This is a genomic window from Phormidium pseudopriestleyi FRX01 (genome assembly GCF_017313335.1).
Taxonomy (GTDB): domain Bacteria; phylum Cyanobacteriota; class Cyanobacteriia; order Cyanobacteriales; family Laspinemataceae; genus Laspinema; species Laspinema pseudopriestleyi.
Genome location: NZ_JAFLQW010000027.1, coordinates 1 through 17,336, shown reverse-complemented (window position 1 = coordinate 17,336; position 17,336 = coordinate 1). Strand labels below are relative to the sequence as shown.

General features: G+C 45.8%; 13 protein-coding genes, 1 tRNA gene and 1 pseudogene. 8 read left to right on the top strand and 7 right to left on the bottom strand.

What is annotated here, in order from left to right; genetic code table 11:
* A partial coding sequence (gene dapB / locus J0895_RS00975; protein ID WP_207086277.1) for a 4-hydroxy-tetrahydrodipicolinate reductase occupies nt 1-396 on the bottom strand: 396 nt, incomplete at its 3' end.
* A gap of 335 nt (nt 397-731) precedes the next feature.
* Between dapB and J0895_RS00970 the strand changes: the two genes are divergently transcribed.
* The 3 genes from J0895_RS00970 to ruvC all read left to right on the top strand — a co-directional run bounded on the left by J0895_RS00970 (nt 732) and on the right by ruvC (nt 5,231).
* Nucleotides 732-3,431, top strand: coding sequence for an EAL domain-containing protein (locus J0895_RS00970; protein WP_207086276.1), 2,700 nt, complete (start codon nt 732-734; stop codon nt 3,429-3,431).
* Between the two features lie 140 nt (nt 3,432-3,571).
* Entirely contained in the window at nt 3,572-4,663 is a 1,092-nt protein-coding gene (gene bchI, locus J0895_RS00965; RefSeq protein WP_207086275.1) for a magnesium chelatase ATPase subunit I, read from the top strand.
* Nucleotides 4,664-4,730: 67 nt separating this feature from the next.
* Nucleotides 4,731-5,231 carry a crossover junction endodeoxyribonuclease RuvC gene (gene ruvC, locus J0895_RS00960; protein WP_207086274.1) on the top strand — a complete coding sequence of 167 codons (501 nt, stop codon included), beginning with the start codon at nt 4,731-4,733 and terminating at the stop codon, nt 5,229-5,231.
* A gap of 160 nt (nt 5,232-5,391) precedes the next feature.
* Here the strand turns inward: ruvC and J0895_RS00955 are convergent, their stop codons facing one another.
* From J0895_RS00955 to J0895_RS25560, 3 genes are all read right to left on the bottom strand, one after another.
* Nucleotides 5,392-6,711, bottom strand: coding sequence for a nucleoside recognition domain-containing protein (locus J0895_RS00955; RefSeq protein WP_340643422.1), 1,320 nt, complete (start codon nt 6,709-6,711; stop codon nt 5,392-5,394).
* A gap of 74 nt (nt 6,712-6,785) precedes the next feature.
* A complete protein-coding gene (locus tag J0895_RS00950) occupies nt 6,786-7,376 on the bottom strand; it encodes an FHA domain-containing protein (protein ID WP_340643421.1) in 591 nt (196 codons plus the stop codon).
* A gap of 743 nt (nt 7,377-8,119) precedes the next feature.
* The gene (locus tag J0895_RS25560; protein ID WP_242540955.1) at nt 8,120-8,518 is read right to left on the bottom strand and encodes a DUF7219 family protein; all 399 of its coding nucleotides are present in this window, start codon (nt 8,516-8,518) and stop codon (nt 8,120-8,122) included.
* 386 nt (nt 8,519-8,904) lie between these two features.
* On the opposite strand from J0895_RS25560, the gene J0895_RS00940 reads away from it, so the two are divergent.
* From J0895_RS00940 to J0895_RS25555, 4 genes and pseudogenes are all read left to right on the top strand, one after another.
* On the top strand, nt 8,905-9,747 hold the full coding sequence (locus J0895_RS00940; RefSeq protein ID WP_207086273.1) for a prohibitin family protein: 843 nt from the start codon (nt 8,905-8,907) through the stop codon (nt 9,745-9,747).
* Nucleotides 9,748-9,861: 114 nt separating this feature from the next.
* Nucleotides 9,862-11,202, top strand: coding sequence for a cytochrome P450 (locus J0895_RS00935; RefSeq protein WP_207086272.1), 1,341 nt, complete (start codon nt 9,862-9,864; stop codon nt 11,200-11,202).
* Nucleotides 11,203-11,909: 707 nt separating this feature from the next.
* A complete protein-coding gene (locus J0895_RS00930) occupies nt 11,910-12,143 on the top strand; it encodes a helix-turn-helix domain-containing protein (RefSeq protein ID WP_207086271.1) in 234 nt (77 codons plus the stop codon).
* Nucleotides 12,144-12,151: 8 nt separating this feature from the next.
* Nucleotides 12,152-13,141 (top strand): annotated as a pseudogene (locus tag J0895_RS25555) (BstXI family restriction endonuclease).
* Here J0895_RS25555 and J0895_RS00915 read toward each other — a convergent pair.
* From J0895_RS00915 to J0895_RS00905, 3 genes are all read right to left on the bottom strand, one after another.
* Nucleotides 13,138-14,220, bottom strand: a complete 1,083-nt coding sequence (locus J0895_RS00915) for a DNA-methyltransferase (RefSeq protein WP_207086268.1) — start codon at nt 14,218-14,220, stop codon at nt 13,138-13,140. The pseudogene J0895_RS25555 and the gene J0895_RS00915 sit on opposite strands and share 4 nt — an antisense overlap.
* A 573-nt stretch (nt 14,221-14,793) precedes the next feature.
* Nucleotides 14,794-14,874 (bottom strand) — tRNA-Leu (locus J0895_RS00910).
* Between the two features lie 71 nt (nt 14,875-14,945).
* Nucleotides 14,946-15,896 (bottom strand): DNA polymerase III subunit delta', encoded by a 951-nt coding sequence (locus J0895_RS00905; protein ID WP_207086267.1) that lies wholly within the window; start codon nt 15,894-15,896, stop codon nt 14,946-14,948.
* A 24-nt stretch (nt 15,897-15,920) separates the two neighbouring features.
* On the opposite strand from J0895_RS00905, the gene J0895_RS00900 reads away from it, so the two are divergent.
* Entirely contained in the window at nt 15,921-17,285 is a 1,365-nt protein-coding gene (locus J0895_RS00900; RefSeq protein WP_340643420.1) for an FAD-binding oxidoreductase, read from the top strand.
* Nucleotides 17,286-17,336 lie beyond the last annotated feature (51 nt).

The window sequence follows — 17,336 nt, the reverse complement described above, 5'->3', positions numbered from 1 at the left end:
GGCACAACCCATGCTAGATTTTTCCGCAAAGGCAGCGAGTTCTTGAATCTGTTCGGGACTCATGCCGGTGGTGCCAATCACGGGGCGGATCCCATAAGCGATCGCCGCCCGCGTATTTTCATAAACCGTGTTGGGATGGGTAAAATCCACCATCACCGCCGATTGCTTTTCCTGAAGTGCCATCCCCAGGGTGCCTTCCAGGTCATTTAAAACCGGAATTTCTAAAGGTCCACATCCGATGACTTCCCCAATATCTTGACCCAGATACTCAGGATTGCGATCGACTGCACCGACTAAAATCATATCTGGAGCCTCAGAAACCGCCTGAACGACTTCACGGCCCATTTTGCCCCCCGCGCCATTGACGACAACCGGAATCGGAAGTTGATTTGCCATACTTCAATAAAGTCCCCTGGAACTAGATGAGGGAATTTTACCCCGCTTCGGGGGAATCCCCCTATCGATACTATAGTAAGGTTGAGCGGGAGTTGCCCGGTTGAGATTGCCACGGGTAATGCTTACGGGGTTGCCAGAAGGATGGAGGGTGGATTTAAAGTTAAGTTGGGCCATTGACAATCTAGGGCAGGGGAAGGCAGGATCGAGAAGGTCCGAATTTAGACCGGAACAGACTCTACACCTGACTCAGAATTAGGCAAAACACAATTGAGCCGATCGCTCCTTTTAACTTGATACTCCATCCCCTCTTTTAACCACTTTTTTAACCAATAACGGTGCTTGATAAATTTTCTCGCCAAGTCAACTCGTTGGCATCTGGGATTTATGAACAGATTGCCAAAATCAAGCTCAACCGGGTGCATACCCCCGTGGGTTCCGTGGCGATCGCCATTGCTATTGCGATCGGAGTCGTTCTCACCATTCGAGAAGTTGGCGGGTTTCAACCCCTAGAACTGGTCACCTATGATTGGATGATGCGAAATCGCTGGTATAATCCAGGACTTGATGACCGATTATTACTGGTAAAAATTACCGAAGCTGATATCCAAACTCAACAAAAATGGCCGCTTTCCGATCGCGTTGTCGCCCGAGTATTGGAAGAAATCAATAAATTTGAACCAGCAGTGATTGGGTTGGATTTGTATCGGGATGTCCCCCAGTCTCCGGGTCATCAAGACTTACGGTTACAACTCCAATCCCTAGATAATGTGATTGGCATTACCAAACTTTCTGATGCTCAGGAACCGGGAGTTCCATCCCCACCCCATCTCTCCCCAGAGGCGGTGGGATTTAATGATATTGTCAATGATCCCGATGGCATTGCCCGCCGAAATTTACTCTTTGCCCAGGACGAAGAGGGAAAAACGTTCTACTCCTTTGCCTTGCGAGTGGTCCTGAAGTATCTGAGCGATCGCGGTATTGCGATCGACAATAGTCCCACCCATCCCCAGGGAATTGTGTTAGGAAAAGCCAACCTAACTCCATTAGCGTCTCATTCCGGGGGGTATAAAACCGTTGATGCCAATGGGTATCAAATCCTGCTCAACTATCGATCGCCCGGTTCGATTTCTCCTGAAGTTACCCTCACCCAAGTCTTAAATCGCGAAGTTGATCCCAGTTTAATCAAAGATAAAATTGTTTTAATTGGGACAACGGCATCCAGTGAAAAAGATTTATTTTTTACCCCCTACGGCATCAAAACGGAAACAGAAACCTTTAAAATGCCCGGGGTGAGAGTACAAGCTCAAATGGTAAGTCAACTCCTGAGTAGCGCCCTTGATGGAAAGCCAGTTTTTTGGTTTTTACCCAACTGGATTGAGATTTTATGGATTGCTACTTGTGGCGTCATTGGTGGGCTGGTAGCGTGGCAGATTCAACATCCCCTAAAACTGGGTTTAGGGGTCATATTCGGAGTTGCAGGCATTGTCACGATTGGATTTGGGTTATTTCACACCGGCGGATGGATTCCCACCGCTGCCCCGACGGTTGCCTTTACGATCGCCATGAGTGGAGTTGTTGCCTCAAAATTACTCTATACCGCGTTTCATGATGACTTGACGGGACTGCCGAATCGCACTGCATTCATGAATGAACTGGACCGCGCCTATCGGCGATCGCAACCGAAGACTCTCCCCTTTTTCCTAACTTTAGGAAAGCTCCAGCAAACACTTCAAGACACAAAATCTTCTGTTGTCTCTTTAGACTCTAAATTACCCCCCGTACCTCGGTTATTAGCAGTATTATTCCTAGATTTAGACAGATTTAAAATTATCAATGATGGACTCGGCCATGAAATGGGGGATCTACTGTTGATTGCGATCGGCGAACGAATCCGGGCCCTGATGCGCCAACCCAGGACCGATAGCATTGAAATAGTCACCCTCGCCCGAGTCGGAGGGGATGAATTTGCCCTTCTCCTGGACAATCTCTACCGTGGCGAAGATGCCGTCAACATTGGCGAATCCCTTTACCACCAAATTGCCCGACCCTTTACCCTGAAAGGTCAAGCTATCTATACCACCGCCAGCATTGGCATGGCCCTCGGTCATGCCGATGACTCCCGGAATTTATTACGAGATGCTCACACCGCCATGTATCGCGCTAAAGCATTGAGCAAATCTCGCCCTCAAGTCTTTGAAAGTGCCATGCAAAATAATGCCGTGGCGCGATTTCAGCTTGAAACAGACCTGCGTCGCGCTATTAATGCCGGGGCGACCCCAGTCAATGGTCAGATTGAATCTGAGTTTTTGGTCTATTATCAGCCCTTGGTTGATTTAAAATCAGGAAAAATTAGCGGATTTGAAGCCCTTGTGCGTTGGCAACATCCGCAACGGGGTTTAGTGTTTCCCGGTGAATTTATCACCGTTGCCGAGGAAACGGGTTCCATTGTGCCGTTGGGTGAATTGGTGCTCGTGATTGCCTGTTGGCAAATTTGTAAATGGCAACAAGAATTTCCAACTGATCCGCCGTTAATGGTAAGTGTGAATCTTTCTGGGAAGCAGTTTGCTCAACCTGATCTGATTGAGGTCATCAAACGAACTTTAGACCAAACCCATCTTGATCCGGCTTGTTTGAAGTTAGAAATAACTGAAAGTGTGGTAATGGATGAGGTCGAGTTGGCGATAGAGATGCTGTCTGAAATGAAAGCCTTAAATTTAAAATTAGGCATTGATGATTTTGGCACAGGTTATTCATCCTTAAGTTATTTGCACCGATTTCCCACGGATACCTTAAAAGTTGATCGGTCCTTTGTGATGCGGATGGGGGAAGGGGACCAAAATTCAGCCATTGTTAAAACTATTATTGCCCTAGCTCATAATTTAAAAATGGACGTAATTGCCGAAGGGGTGGAAACAGTGGAACAATTGGCCCAATTGCGATCGCTCGGCTGTGAGTGCGGTCAAGGGTACTTTTTCGCCAAACCTTTACCGGCAGAACAAATTGAAGTCTTATTAAAGTCAGACCCCACCTGGTAATCACAGCCATGTCTGAGTCACTGTTGGTCCGGAACAAGGCCCTTTTTTAAGCCCGATCGCAATAAGGACAGACAAGGGGGGTTAAACAATGGCACAATGAGAAACGGCATCCAAAAATAGATAGAAATATAGGTAAAGTCGTGAGTCCGATTGCCCAAGCTATTCCAACTCAACCCGCGATCGCGCGGCGTGCTGTGTTTCCCTTTACTGCTATTGTGGGGCAGGAAGAAATGAAACTGGCATTGCTGCTAAATGTCATTGACCCCAAGATTGGCGGGGTGATGATTATGGGCGATCGCGGCACTGGCAAGTCTACTACCATCCGCGCCTTAACTGATCTGCTGCCAGAAATTGAAGTCGTGGCAGATGACCCCTTCAACAGTCATCCCTCGGATCCTGAACTGATGAGTGATGTTGTGCGCGATCGCGCCTCTCGGGGAGAAACATTGCCCCTGATGCAGCGTAAGGTCCAAATGATTGACCTCCCTCTCGGTGCTACGGAGGACCGGGTTTGTGGGACGATTGATATTGAAAAAGCCCTCTCGGAAGGGGTAAAAGCCTTTGAACCGGGTCTTTTAGCCAAAGCCAATCGCGGTATCCTCTATGTGGATGAAGTCAACCTCCTCGATGATCACCTCGTGGATGTCTTATTAGACTCTGCTGCTTCTGGATGGAATACCGTTGAACGGGAAGGGATTTCCATTCGTCACCCGGCGCGATTTGTACTCGTGGGGTCCGGTAACCCCGAGGAAGGAGAATTGCGCCCCCAATTGCTCGATCGCTTCGGGATGCACGCTGAAATCCGCACGGTGAAGGAACCCGCTTTACGGGTGAAAATCGTCGAAGAACGCTCGGGATTTGACCAAAATCCTCAAACCTATTTGGAACAACACGAAACAGAACAACAAGCGTTACAGCAAACGCTAATTGATGCTCAAAACCTGTTGCCTTCAGTGAATTTGGATTATGAAATGCGCGTCCAAATTTCCCAGGTTTGTTCTGAACTTGATGTGGATGGGTTGCGCGGAGATATTGTCACCAACCGCGCTGCCAAGGCGATCGCCGCATTAGAAGGACGCACAGAAGTCACCCTAGACGATATCCGTCGCGTGATTACCCTGTGTCTGCGTCACCGCTTACGCAAAGACCCCTTGGAATCCATTGATAGTGGTTCTAAGGTTCAAAAAGTCTTTAGCAGTGTCTTTGGCGTAGAAATGCCAACTGAAGGTTAAATCGGTGTAGTGGCGCTGGGGTTTATGTTGCTCAAAACCACCTCAAGCGCCTCTACATTCAACGGTTATGGAAAAGCGAATTTTAGGATTAGATCCAGGTTTAGCTACATTAGGATTTGGGGCGATCGCCGCTCAAACCGGAGGACCGGGCAGAAGTCGCAGCGAAACGGTTTCTCTGCTAGATTTTGGCATTATTCAAACCCCCGCCAAAACCGACCTCGGCCAGCGGTTATGTACGATTTATGAAGATATGCACGCCCTCATTGAGCAATTTAAACCCGACTTAGTAGCGGCGGAAAAATTGTTCTTTTATCGCATGGGAAATACCATTTTAGTCGCCCAAGCGCGAGGGGTGATTTTACTCGTGGTGGCGCAACATCAATTACCCTTGGTTGAATATACTCCCGCCCAAATTAAACAAGGCATTACCGGCTATGGTAATGCGGATAAATATCAAGTGCAACAAGCCGTAGCGCGGGAATTAAATTTAGAAACCATTCCCAAACCCGATGATGCAGCCGATGCCTTAGCCGTAGCCTTAACCGCCTGGTTTCAACTGGAAAAGTAAGGGGAATTGACTGATAATTAAGCGAGATTGAGTATAATCCCAACTGAGCAATTGTAGGGTGGACAATGCTAGACCTATCAAGGTGTATTTGTAGGGGCGCAATGCGCCCCTACAACCCGGTGGGTTGTTTTTTCCGCGAATCTCAACCGCTACCCACCCCTCAAAATGTGAGATGACAAATCAGCAAAGAGGCGAGAATCCCCGTCACATCGGCTAAAAGGGCAGCGGGTAAGGTGTGGCGCGTCCGCATCACCCCAATGCTTCCAAAATAAACCGCCATCACATAAAACGTTGTTTCCGTCGAACCTTGCATGGTAGAAACTAAGTAAGACAAGAAGCCATCGGGGTCATTCTCCACGATTTCTGCCATCACTCCAAATGCTCCACTCCCCGATAAGGGCCGAATTAGCGCCATCGGCAAGGCTTCCGGTGGCATCCCAATCAAGTTGGTGACGGGGGATAAAGCTGCCGTCATCACATCCAATGCGCCACTGCTGCGAAACATCCCGATCGCCACAAAAATTGCCACGAGAAACGGGATAATTCTCACAGCAATATCAAACCCTTCTTTCGCACCTTCGGTTAACACTTCATAGACTTTCACTCCCCGAAAGTATCCAATCAGCAGGAAGCTACAAATCACCAGAGGTAACAATCCATTAGAAATCGCCTCAATGATTTGGGTGGTTTCTAATCCTGCCGTTCCAGCGATGGTTAAGCGATAAAGAATTGCGCCAAAAAATAGCACAATTAACCCCCCAAAAAACAAGCGTCCCACGAGTCCCGGGGGTTCTAAGGGTTCTAATGGTTGGGCATATTCTGCCGGTTCTGAGGGGCTGTCTGAGTCCGATTCAGGGACAATTACGGGGGGATTTGGATCAGAGTCCCGATTACGATGTGCGAGAAATTTAGCCCCCAGAATCGCGACAGCGGTTGAGGCACAGGTGGCAATGATTGAGGGAATAATAATGGCCCCGGGATTGGTGGCCCCAGCAGAGGCCCGCACGGCGATCGCCCCAATGGGTAAAATGGTCACCGAGGAAGTGTTAATAGCTAAAAATAAGCACATGGCATTGGTGGCGGTGCCCGGGGTGGGATTCAGGCGATTTAGTTCGTTCATGGCTTTGAGTCCAATGGGAGTGGCGGCATTCCCTAACCCCAAAGCATTGGCGGAGATATTTAAGATAATGGCAGACATCGCCGGATGATCCGGGGGAATATCTGGAAACAGTCGGATCATCAAGGGACGAATCCCTCGGGCGATCGCCTCCATGACTCCCGCCACTTCCACCACCCGCAGAATTCCCAACCACAAGGCTAAAGCCCCAATTAACCCGATCGCCAGGGTCACTGCATTCGCCGCCGACTCAAATGCCGCTTCTGTCAATTCAGGCAGAGTCCCGCGCATTGCTGCTACGACGGTAGACCCTACCATCAGAAATAGCCAAATGCTATTGAGGGGAGATTCAGATTTTTTCACAGACTTTTCACAGGGAAAGTTTCCGAGTTATGGTAACATTATGAACCCAACGCTATGAACCCTCCTCTCTCCCCTCAATCACCATGAGTTGACATCAAAACGCTCTTAGCCGAGTCCAATGAGGTGCCACACCAGGGACAACCAAAATCGAGAAGTTTATAATTAGAAATCTTCTGGCAATTCGGACATTTTAAACCATAGGTCGGGAGAGGTTTGCGGGAAATGCGACGGCGCAGGGGTTGACTGATGGAGGACTCGCTATGATCATCCTCTGGGGTAGAAACGGCGACAGTCGGGGAGAACCTCGGGTCAATCGCAATGACTTTGAGTTTGACTTGTCCCAAACAAATGATGCTTCCTTGGGTTAACATCGTCTCACCCTGGGCCAAAATTTGTCCATCCACTTTAGAAGGATTGCTGAGTCGAAGATTTCTCAGATAAAAATAACTTTTCTGGGCATCATAAAAGATTTCAACGTGCAACCCAGATACCGTCGAATGGAGCAAAACAATATCGCAGCGAGTCGGATCGCGACCGATCCGGACGGTCCCCGGATGTTTGCTCGGTTGCTTATCCCATAAGGTTTGAGTTCTGATCTCACCGGCTTCAATCCACTTTAGGGTTAGTTCATGCATAGCGATCGCAAGTTTCCATAGTAGCAGCACCTGTTTTCCCCGTCCCTGACTCGGGAAGATTTCTTTATTATCTAGCTTTTTTCGATACAGCGGCAAGTATAGAATCAGACCATTCCACGAATCCCTTATCCCTTATCCGCTTTCTGGAAAAGGTGGGGAATTCACAGCGCTTTCGACTTCTGCACAGAAAAGATTGAGTTTAAGGGGATTCCAAAAAATAAATTATCCAAATTTAGGAATTAAAGACCTATCTTCAGCCGGCTTTGGCAGGCTTCGTCCGTGTAGCCCCACCATGCATGGGTGTGGGTTTTGAGTATTTTATTTTTTGGAGTTCCCTAAGCCACTATGAGGGCAAAAAACCCCGTGTGTCATCCTCTCCACCGGGTCCCGATGCTTTGAGGTGTTTTCCGGTTGATTGCTTCTGTTGAAACTGTACCTGGTTACCTCCTTCGATGGACTAGGTTTAACGAATCTTCATACTTGCGATCGCCTCCGGTTCCTCTTTGAGCATCAGCAGTCTTTTCCTAAAGCATCGGTAGCGAATTAGATCTATATAGCAATCCTAAATGATTTATGACATCTTAAGCTCCCCTCTCCCCCTTTGGGCCGCCGAAGAGAAGGGGGAGAGGGGAGCAGGAGAGGGCATAAATCATTTAGGATTGCTATAGCGAGCAAGATGCTCGCACTCCCAACACCTCGGGCGATCGCCATCAAGTCGCACTCCCGGTCCCATTGACCCCTGCCGAAGCGAATGGAAAATTACCACAATTTCCCTAGGGGACGGTCTCACTCAAATCCTCCCATAGGGTATTCATTTTGGCAAAAGCATCTTCTAAAGAAATTTTTCCACCCGTTGCCAAACTACTGAGGATACTGACGCGATTACTAAATTTTTGCAAATTTTGATGAAAAATCACTTGTTCTGCGTCCCGATTTCCGTGACCCTGATTAGGGGAATCAATAAATTGGAAATGAGCTGTCATGGCAGAACCCTCCCATCGCTTATTATTAACAGCGATCGCTTCTTGAATATTGTTATTATCTCCTAGAAATTCCCAAAGCACAGCGATCGCCTGAACCTTCCAGGTGCGATCGTGATCAAATCTAGCTGTGACCCAAATCTGGCCGCAAAAGCGATCGCGATCGCTTTTGCGGAATTTTCCTAACTCCAAGGGAGGCGATCGCTCATCCGCGTGGTTTCCGAGAGTCAGGATTGGGGAGTGCCACCCATCCCATCAATCACCTGTCCCCGTAACTGTTCCTGAATCGCCGTCGCCTCCTCCACCGTCTGCGGCCAACTTTGGGTTTTTTCAATTTTTCATAACATTTTATTACTTTTGGGACAATCTTCTTGATTTCGGTTTAATATTTTAAGAGTCACTCAATTTGTATCAAGTTGTGGGGGACAGAAATAGCGAACAAGTCCCTGGAAGCATCAAGGTCAACCCTAGACCCCTCTGGACTTGACTTCTTAAAAACTTAAGAAAAATTTCATAAAAGTTCGGGATGGGGTGTTTCCTCGCCACAGTAAATTTCAACATCATTAAGGTTAATCAAAATGCCAGCTAAAACCAGTTATTCTTACGATTCCAAGACCATTTTCTTGATTTCCGGTTCCGTGATTGGGGCGATTTTCTTTTTAATCTTAGCCGCCAATTTAAAGCCATTTGTGATTATCAACGCCGGGGAACGCGGCGTCGTTATGAAATTTGGAAAAGTCCAGGAAGACATCCTGGATGAAGGCATCCACGGAATTATTCCCTTGGTCACTCGTGTGGAAACCCTCAGCGTGCGGGTCCAAAAAGACGAACTCAAAGCTGATGCTGCTTCTAAAGATTTACAGTATGTTACCATTAACGTCGCCCTCAATTGGCGCGTGGATGCCACTAAAGTGAATACCGTTTATCAGACCATTGGCGATGAAACTCAAATTGTCAATCTGATTATTTCCCCCGCCGTTTCCGAAGTAGTTAAAGCCGCTACGGCTAAAAACAATGCCGAAGAAATCATCACGCGACGCGGGGAGTTAAAAGAAGAAATCGATAGCGATATTCGGGAAAGACTGGCTAATTATGGCGTTTTAGTTGATGCTATTTCGTTGGTAAATATCGAATTTTCTCCCGAATTTGCTAAAGCTATTGAAGCCAAACAAATTGCTGAACAAGAAGCCAGACGAGCTTCATTTATTGCCCAAAAAGCCGAACAAGAAGCCTTTGCTGATATTAATCGGGCCAAAGGTCAAGCCGAATCCCAACGATTGTTACGAGAAAATTTGACTCCATCGATTCTCCAAAAAGAAGCAATTGAAAAGTGGAATGGACAGTTTCCGATGGTGATGGGTGGTAATGGAGCATTGCCTTTTATTAATATCACTCCCCCTGCTTCTACCGCAAATCCATAATGCTAAAAGAGTAGAGAAATGTCATCAATTTATCTACCAATATTGGATTTGGTTTCACTTTCTTGCCTTCCAGTGTCAAAATAGAGAGGGAGTAATTTCGAGACAGACAAACCCATGACTTCCAACGAGACCCTGCGATCGCTTCCCCTACCCCCGGGGACATTCGGATTCCCTTTAATTGGCGAAACCCTGAGCTTTTTGCGCGATGCTGACTTCAACGACAAGCGTCAAAACAAATACGGGTTGGTGTACAAAACCAACATTCTTGGACAGCGCACTGTCATGATCAGCGGTTCGGAGGCGAATCGCTTTTTGTTCACCCATGACAACAGCTATTTTAGCGCCACTTGGCCTTATAGTACCCGCACCTTACTCGGTCCCCAATCCCTTGCCACCCAAAGCGGCGACGAACATACCAGTAGAAGGCGCTTAATGGTCCAGGCATTTCTTCCCAAGGCGATCGCCGGATATCTTCCCGGTATGGAACAACTCACCGATCGCTATCTCAAACAATGGGAAACCCCAGGAGAAATGACCTGGTATCCATTACTCCGAACCTATATGTTTGACATTGCCAGCAGCTTATTAATTGGCACTGAAACCGGATCCGAAACCGCCTATCTCAGCCAAATTTTTAAAACCTGGTGTGAAGGATTATTTTCGATTCCCCTTAATCTACCTTGGACTCAATTTGGAAAAGCCCTCCGCTGCCGGACATTACTCCTAGAAAAAATAGAAGAACTCCTGCATCGTCGCCAGCAAGAAACTGAGTTTAGAAATGATGCTTTAGGCTTCCTCTTAGCCGCAAAAGATGAAGAGGGAAATGGATTAACCATAGAGGAACTCAAAGACCAAGTATTGCTACTCCTCTTTGCCGGTCATGAAACCCTAACCTCCTCCCTTTGTTCCTTCTGTCTATTGCTGGCACAACATCCCCAAGTGATTACCAAACTCCGAGAAGAGCAGCAAAAAGTAGGATTTACAGGCACTCTCACGATGGAGATGCTCAAAGAAATGACCTACTTAGAACAGGTCATTAAAGAAGTCTTGCGATTAGTGCCACCCGTTGGCGGTGGATTTCGCCGAGTGGTCAAATCTTGTGAATTTAATGACTATCAAATACCCGAGGGTTGGATGGTTTTGTATCAGATTAATCAAACCCATAAAGATATTTCAATTTATCCCAATCCCCAGGAATTTGACCCCGATCGCTTCAGTTTAGACCGGACGGAAGAGAAGCAAAAAGCCTTTGGGTTCATCCCCTTTGGCGGAGGTGCGCGAGAATGTGTGGGGAAAGCATTTGCGATGTTAGTCTTGCGGGTCTTCGGAACCCATTTAGTCCACAGTTATGACTGGGAATTATTGCCAGACCAAAATTTAGAATTAGTCACCGTACCCACCCCCTCTCCTCGGGATGGATTGCAGGTCAAGTTTAGCAGAAGAAGAACATCCTAAATTTGGCGTTTAAACGCAATTGTAGGGTGGGAGAAAGCCCACCTTACTGTTTGACACGCTCAAAAATATTTTTTCCTCTGGCAAAGTACGCCGCCGCTTCCACTCTATCCAAGGCAGTTTTTCTGTGAAATACTTTTGACAATGACGACAATAAAATTATCGACGGGGGACCCGCAAATAGGTGACTTTATCAGAACCAGGAAGGTCTCATACTAGGATTTTACGATTTTGATTGATTTCGGTGGTATAGCTTTGACATACAGGACAGTGTGTTCCTAAGTGGGTCAATTTAATGTTTAGGTAAATCCCATCTTCTAGCGTTGAACATTCTCCAACGGTCACTTCAAGTAAGCCCAGTATTAACTTGAGATGATTTTCCATAAACAGAAGCTCAAAAATTTTTATGTTGAAAGGGTGGGTCCCACAAAACACCTAAGTTTTATCAGTTTAGAGCTTAACTTGGACCCAGGTAACTAAATTTAATGATTTTTTCAGGATTGGGCGGACTTATCAGACTCTATTTTTCAACCGAAGGAGCTATAAGTCTTCATTTATATGAGTTTCAGCTTCTAATCTGGTGCACCCGACTCCTCATTGATTAGAGAAACTTATCACCCTCAATCCTGAAGAGCCTCTTGTGACTTATAGTCCGTGGACTTATAGCCATCGGGATGAGATTATTTTGATTTAATTACCAGGTGCTAAACGTGACCCGTGAATTAATTAACAGAGTGGCTTATACGGTAAAACAACTTCGTAAAGCTAAAGGATTGAGTCAAGAAGAACTTGCTGAAAGAGCGAGTCTTGATAGAACCTATATTTCTGGAGTTGAACGCGGGGTCAGGAATATAACTCTTGAGTCTCTGGAATTGATAATTTTTGCCTTAGATTGCTCACTTGAGAGTTTTTTGAAAAAGCTACTTGAAGACCAACCTGACTAAAGATATAGATGTCTAAACTTAAGAATCCTCCAACTTTACCTCAGGTCCTAAAGGATAAGATTTATAAAACGGGACAAACACGTGGATCTGACAATGATGTAATATACCAAAATCGTGTAAACCGAAACAACACTGTGTTGATTCCCTATGAGTTTTGGGATCAAGTAAGCTTGCCACCTTCAGGTGAAAGTTGCTTTGAAAAGGGATTTATATGCCTAATCAAACCGCAAGACTACTTTACAAATTCAAACATTGAATCTGATCTGCAAGAAAGGTCTTTGACTTTAGGAGTAAACGCCCTGGTGTTTTACCAAAAGCGTTTAGACTGGGGAAAATATAATCCTGAGCGGTTAGGATGGAACCTTGCAAATAATAGGACAAATCCTTTACAAGGTAATTATGTAGCACGAGTTGCAGCTACTACTTCAAGTACAAATGGTGAAAAAATTTGTAGAGGCTTTAATAAAACTAGCATGAAAGGTGCTGGTATTCGACTATTTGAATACGCATCTTAGACACAAATTAAAGAATGCTCTCTACAACTAGAAGCACTTTTTTGGATGTGCTATAATTCCCTTGATTCAGTCTGTGAATTGGGCATGGAAATTGATGAAGCTACTAGAAGGAGAGATTACTGTTTCACAGAAGCAAACTCGAAGGAACTGTTAGATAATAATCGTTTACAGCAAGCGCGTCTGATTAATAATGAAGGTTATACTACTTGTCCTTTATGCTTAGAACGTCTTTCAAGCTATGACTTTTGTAAAAGATTAATACAAGCAACAGGTAGAGAAGTACATGATTTAACGGTAACTAAGGTCAACTTATTTCACATTAGAGAGCTAAGATTTGGTGAATATAATCATAAAACCTATAACCTTGGGTGGGGTCATCATCACTGTAATGTTGTCGTTAAAGACAGTGGAATAGACCATACTCTAACATGGATGCATGAAGTCTTGAGTAAAAATATTGAAAACGGCCATTTTTCCGTTTAAAAAAGGGTTAGTTGGTAGTTTGATACCGCTGCCTTTATAAGATCTTCAGGGATTTGACTGCCAATAGTTGCAACGGCTTGTAGTCTCTCTGAAATACTATTTACCCATTTTTCTTCTATCTCTATAGAAATACTTTTTCTGGCTAAGATTTTAGCTGCAATTGACGTATTACCAGAGCCAGCAAAGCAGTCTAAGACAATATCTCTCTTATAAGTTGTAGCCTCTATTGCATGTTTCAACATATCTAATGGTTTTTCAGCAGGATGTTTGCCTTTATATGGTCTTACAGAAGGAAATGTCCAGACATCAGTATATTCTTTGGTGCCATCAACCTGGAAGACTCTAATTACATCTTCATAAGGTGGCATAACATCTATTTTTCCAGTGCTTATGACTGCTTCACAAATTTTTTGGTATTGCTCTCTACTAGGCGTATTCCTTCCCGCTTCCCAATTAGAAACTGCACCTCCATGATTTACTTTTCCATAAGCACCAATACTCTCAGTAAGCTGATGGCCTGATAATCCTGCTTTTGTTCTTACATCTCGCAGAAATTCACCAAAGGGAGAGCGATGTAGATTGCCTTCAATAGCTGGTTCAGCAAAGATGATTCTCTCTGAATGAGGATACCACTGTCGTAAAGATTCTTTTTTCATTTTTCCTTTCCAACCATCAAACCCTGGATCGTTTGGTTTTGTCCAAACAATATGGGACAAAATGTTAAAATCTTCTGAAAAAAGAACTTCTAAACGAGCTGCCATAGAGGAATCACAGAACAAAAAAAAAGAGCCATTTTGCCTTAGAATTCGTCGCCACTCTTTTGAATAAGATTTTATCCATTCTAAATAATGAGCATCTTTTTTGAAGCGGGTATCACCATAAATATTCTTTTTCTTTGTCACATGATAGGGTGGATCCGTTAAAATGAGGGAAACTGAATTATCAGGAATTAATTTAATAATTTCTAGTGAATTACCCTGGGCTAATATAGCATCCTCGGTTTCGGTATGAATATGTTTTCTTATTGCTAGACTAATTTTCTTATAATCTTTATCTCTACTTGTCATGTAATCTATCATAAATACACATTATCGTATGGTGACTTATAGTCTACATTCTTTTTGGCAGCGCGTCAAACCCCAGATTATAGGAATTTTTCCGATGGGGCTTTGAATTGCAGTGTACTGGATTCTTAAAGTGGTTTCAGCAACTTGAGGCTTTCTGTATTCTGTAGAGTCTCCCCACAGTTTTGATAAGTCTGGTATTTGCTTCAGATTAATCCCATTAATATACAGTAAGATGGGTTTAGGCTGATATTTCTCCAGAGAGAGGTTTAGATAACCTGTATCTATATCCGTCTCAATCTCCCATGCTGTAATCTGTGCTTTCTTCCAGTTTTCAGGATATCTAATCCAGTGCTGATATATCGTTTCTTAGTCCCTAATGTTCTTGGTCGTTGTAACCGTAGCTTGTTACGGAATACTTCAATACTTACAGTCTCTTTCAATGCTCTTGTAAAAGCCTTAGCTATTAAAACTTTAGCGCGTCAACATAGGCATGATACCCAAGTGATAGCCAAAAAGCAATATCTAAACCCAAAAAAGCAAGAAGTCTAACTTCCCCAAAAGCTAGACTCTCTATAGTTTATTAAGTGCGGACGGGGAGACTCGAACTCCCACATCAAAGACACTAGAACCTAAATCTAGCGCGTCTACCAATTCCGCCACGTCCGCATAAGTTCATCTTAGCAGAGGTTGCTCTGTTGCACAAGCAATTTGTGCCAACCCCCAAAAATCTGGAATCCTCATCCCTTCATCCCCATGAGAGTGACTTCCCAGACGAGGCGGGGACTGGCATAACTGAGGAGATAGCGTCTGGCGCGATCGAGGAGATGGAGGGGATGAGTGTTGAAGGTCCCTCGCTGTTGGGACGATAACCAGTACGCTTGTTGTAGGTATTCAATCAGCCAAAGTTGCGCCTCATTGTCGAGAGTGCGATCGATTTCTTTGGCTATTTCTAATGCTTGTTTGGTGGAGAGGGAGGGTTTCAGGGGTTTTTCCAGAAGTTCGGCAGGGATTTCCTGGAGTTTTTCCCAACAGGCGATCGCCGTTCCGGGAGACCCCTGCGCCATTGCCAACACCGCCGGATTCTCCAAAATCTGCGGGTATCCCACAGTTGCCAAAACTTCCCCCATCTGTGCATCAGTGAGGCGATAAAAGGGAATCCGCTGACATCGAGAGACTAAGGTGGGGAGGAGAGAATCAATTCCCGGTGCAATCAGGATTATACTTGCTCGTCCCGGTTCTTCAAGGGTTTTGAGCAATCCATTGGCAGCGCTTTCTTTCATGGTTTGTGCCTCTTCTAGGACGACAACCTTGCGGAGGGCTTCTAGGGGATGGCGACCTAAAAATTCCCCGATTTGACGGATTTGTTCGAGACGAATTTGCGGGGGGGATTTGCGCTTAAATCCGGTTGCTGCTGCTTCTGTGGCGGTGAGCATTTTGCCTTTATCCAGATAGGTGGGTTCTATCCAGAGTAAATCGGGATGATTTTCTAGTTTGCGGGTGGAGGCAGGGGTTGTGCCGGGATTTCTGGCGGTGAGGAGGAGTTCGAGGAAATACCGCGCTGCCAAACTTCGACCCACACCGGGAGCACCGGCAAAGAGATAGGCGGGTGCAATGCGATCGCGGTTTACTGCCTGATTTAGGAGTTCGACAGCCTGGGGTTGTCCGATTAGTTTAGCAAAAATGGTCATAAATTTTAGAGTTTAATTTTTAGAGTGGAGAGTGCAAAGATAGTAAGAGATGTCCTAGGGTTCAATAGTTCTATAATGTCAGCGATCGCCCAAACTTTATCGAGTATTCTTGGTTCCGACGGTGTTATCGAGTGGGATAGTCTGGATTCGCCTACCCAACAGCGTCTCCGTCTGGCTTTTCCTGAGTCTTCCCTACCCCATTGCATTGCCTATCCCTCAACTCAAGCACAATTAGCTGAGGCGATCGCCTCTATTGCTGCCAATCGGTGGGCGTTGGTCCCAGCAGGGGCCTTGAGTAAAATCGATTGGGGTGGGGTGACTGCTGGAGTGCAGGTAATTTTGAGTACCGCACGTCTGAATCGCCTCATCGAACACGCTGTGAATGATTTAACGGTGACGGTGGAAGCGGGGATGAGTTTAGCCTCGTTACAATCTATTCTGGCTGATTCGGGTCAGTTTTTGGCCTTAGATCCAGCTTATGGCGATCGCGCTACCTTGGGAGGAATTGTTGCCACCGGGGATGCAGGAAGTTGGCGACAACGCTATGGGGGAGTGCGAGATCAACTGCTGGGAGTTTCCTTTGTGCGATCGGATGGCGAGTTGGCTAAGGCCGGGGGGCGCGTGGTCAAAAATGTGGCAGGATACGATTTGATGAAATTATTCACCGGGTCTTATGGCACATTGGGGATGATTTGTCAAGTCACATTTAGAGTTTATCCTCAACTGGAGGCATCGGGAACGGTGATGTTGTCCGGGGATACAGCAGCGATCGCCGAGGCTAGTCAAACTTTACTCGCTTCGGCACTCACCCCGACTGCAGCGGATTTGTTGTCTCCTGGATTGGTGAAGCAATTGGGGAGAGGGGAACAAATGGGATTAGTGGCGCGCTTCCAAAGTGTAGCTTCAAGTGTGCAAGAACAATCGGCGCGGCTGTTGGCGGTTGGGGAAACGTTAGAATTAAAGGGGACTTGTCATACCGAGAAGGACGAGGCGGATTTATGGCAAGGATTGAGAGAACGAATGCAACCGACTGGCACATTGGGGGCGATCGGCTGCAAAATAGGAGTACGTCCTACAGAAGCGGTGGCAGCTTTATCAAAATTTGCGGCACTTTCTGATGGCAGTGGGTTGGGTCAAATTCATCTGAGTAGTGGGTTGGGTTGGTTACGGTTTGCCGAGGGGACGCTTACGGAGTCGGTTTTATCCATGCGGCAACTCTGTCAATCTTCTGGAGGTTTTTTAAGTGTAATGGTTGCACCAATTTCCGTTAAAAATCAGGTCGATGTTTGGGGTTATCAGGGAAATGGTTTTGAGGTGATGCGAAAGATTAAGCGGCAGTTTGATTCGGAAAATATGTTAAGTCCTAATCGGTTTATTGGGGGTATTTAAGGGTTGAACTCCGTCGTCTCTGGGTTTGTCGTGAGTTAGGGTGGAGATGAG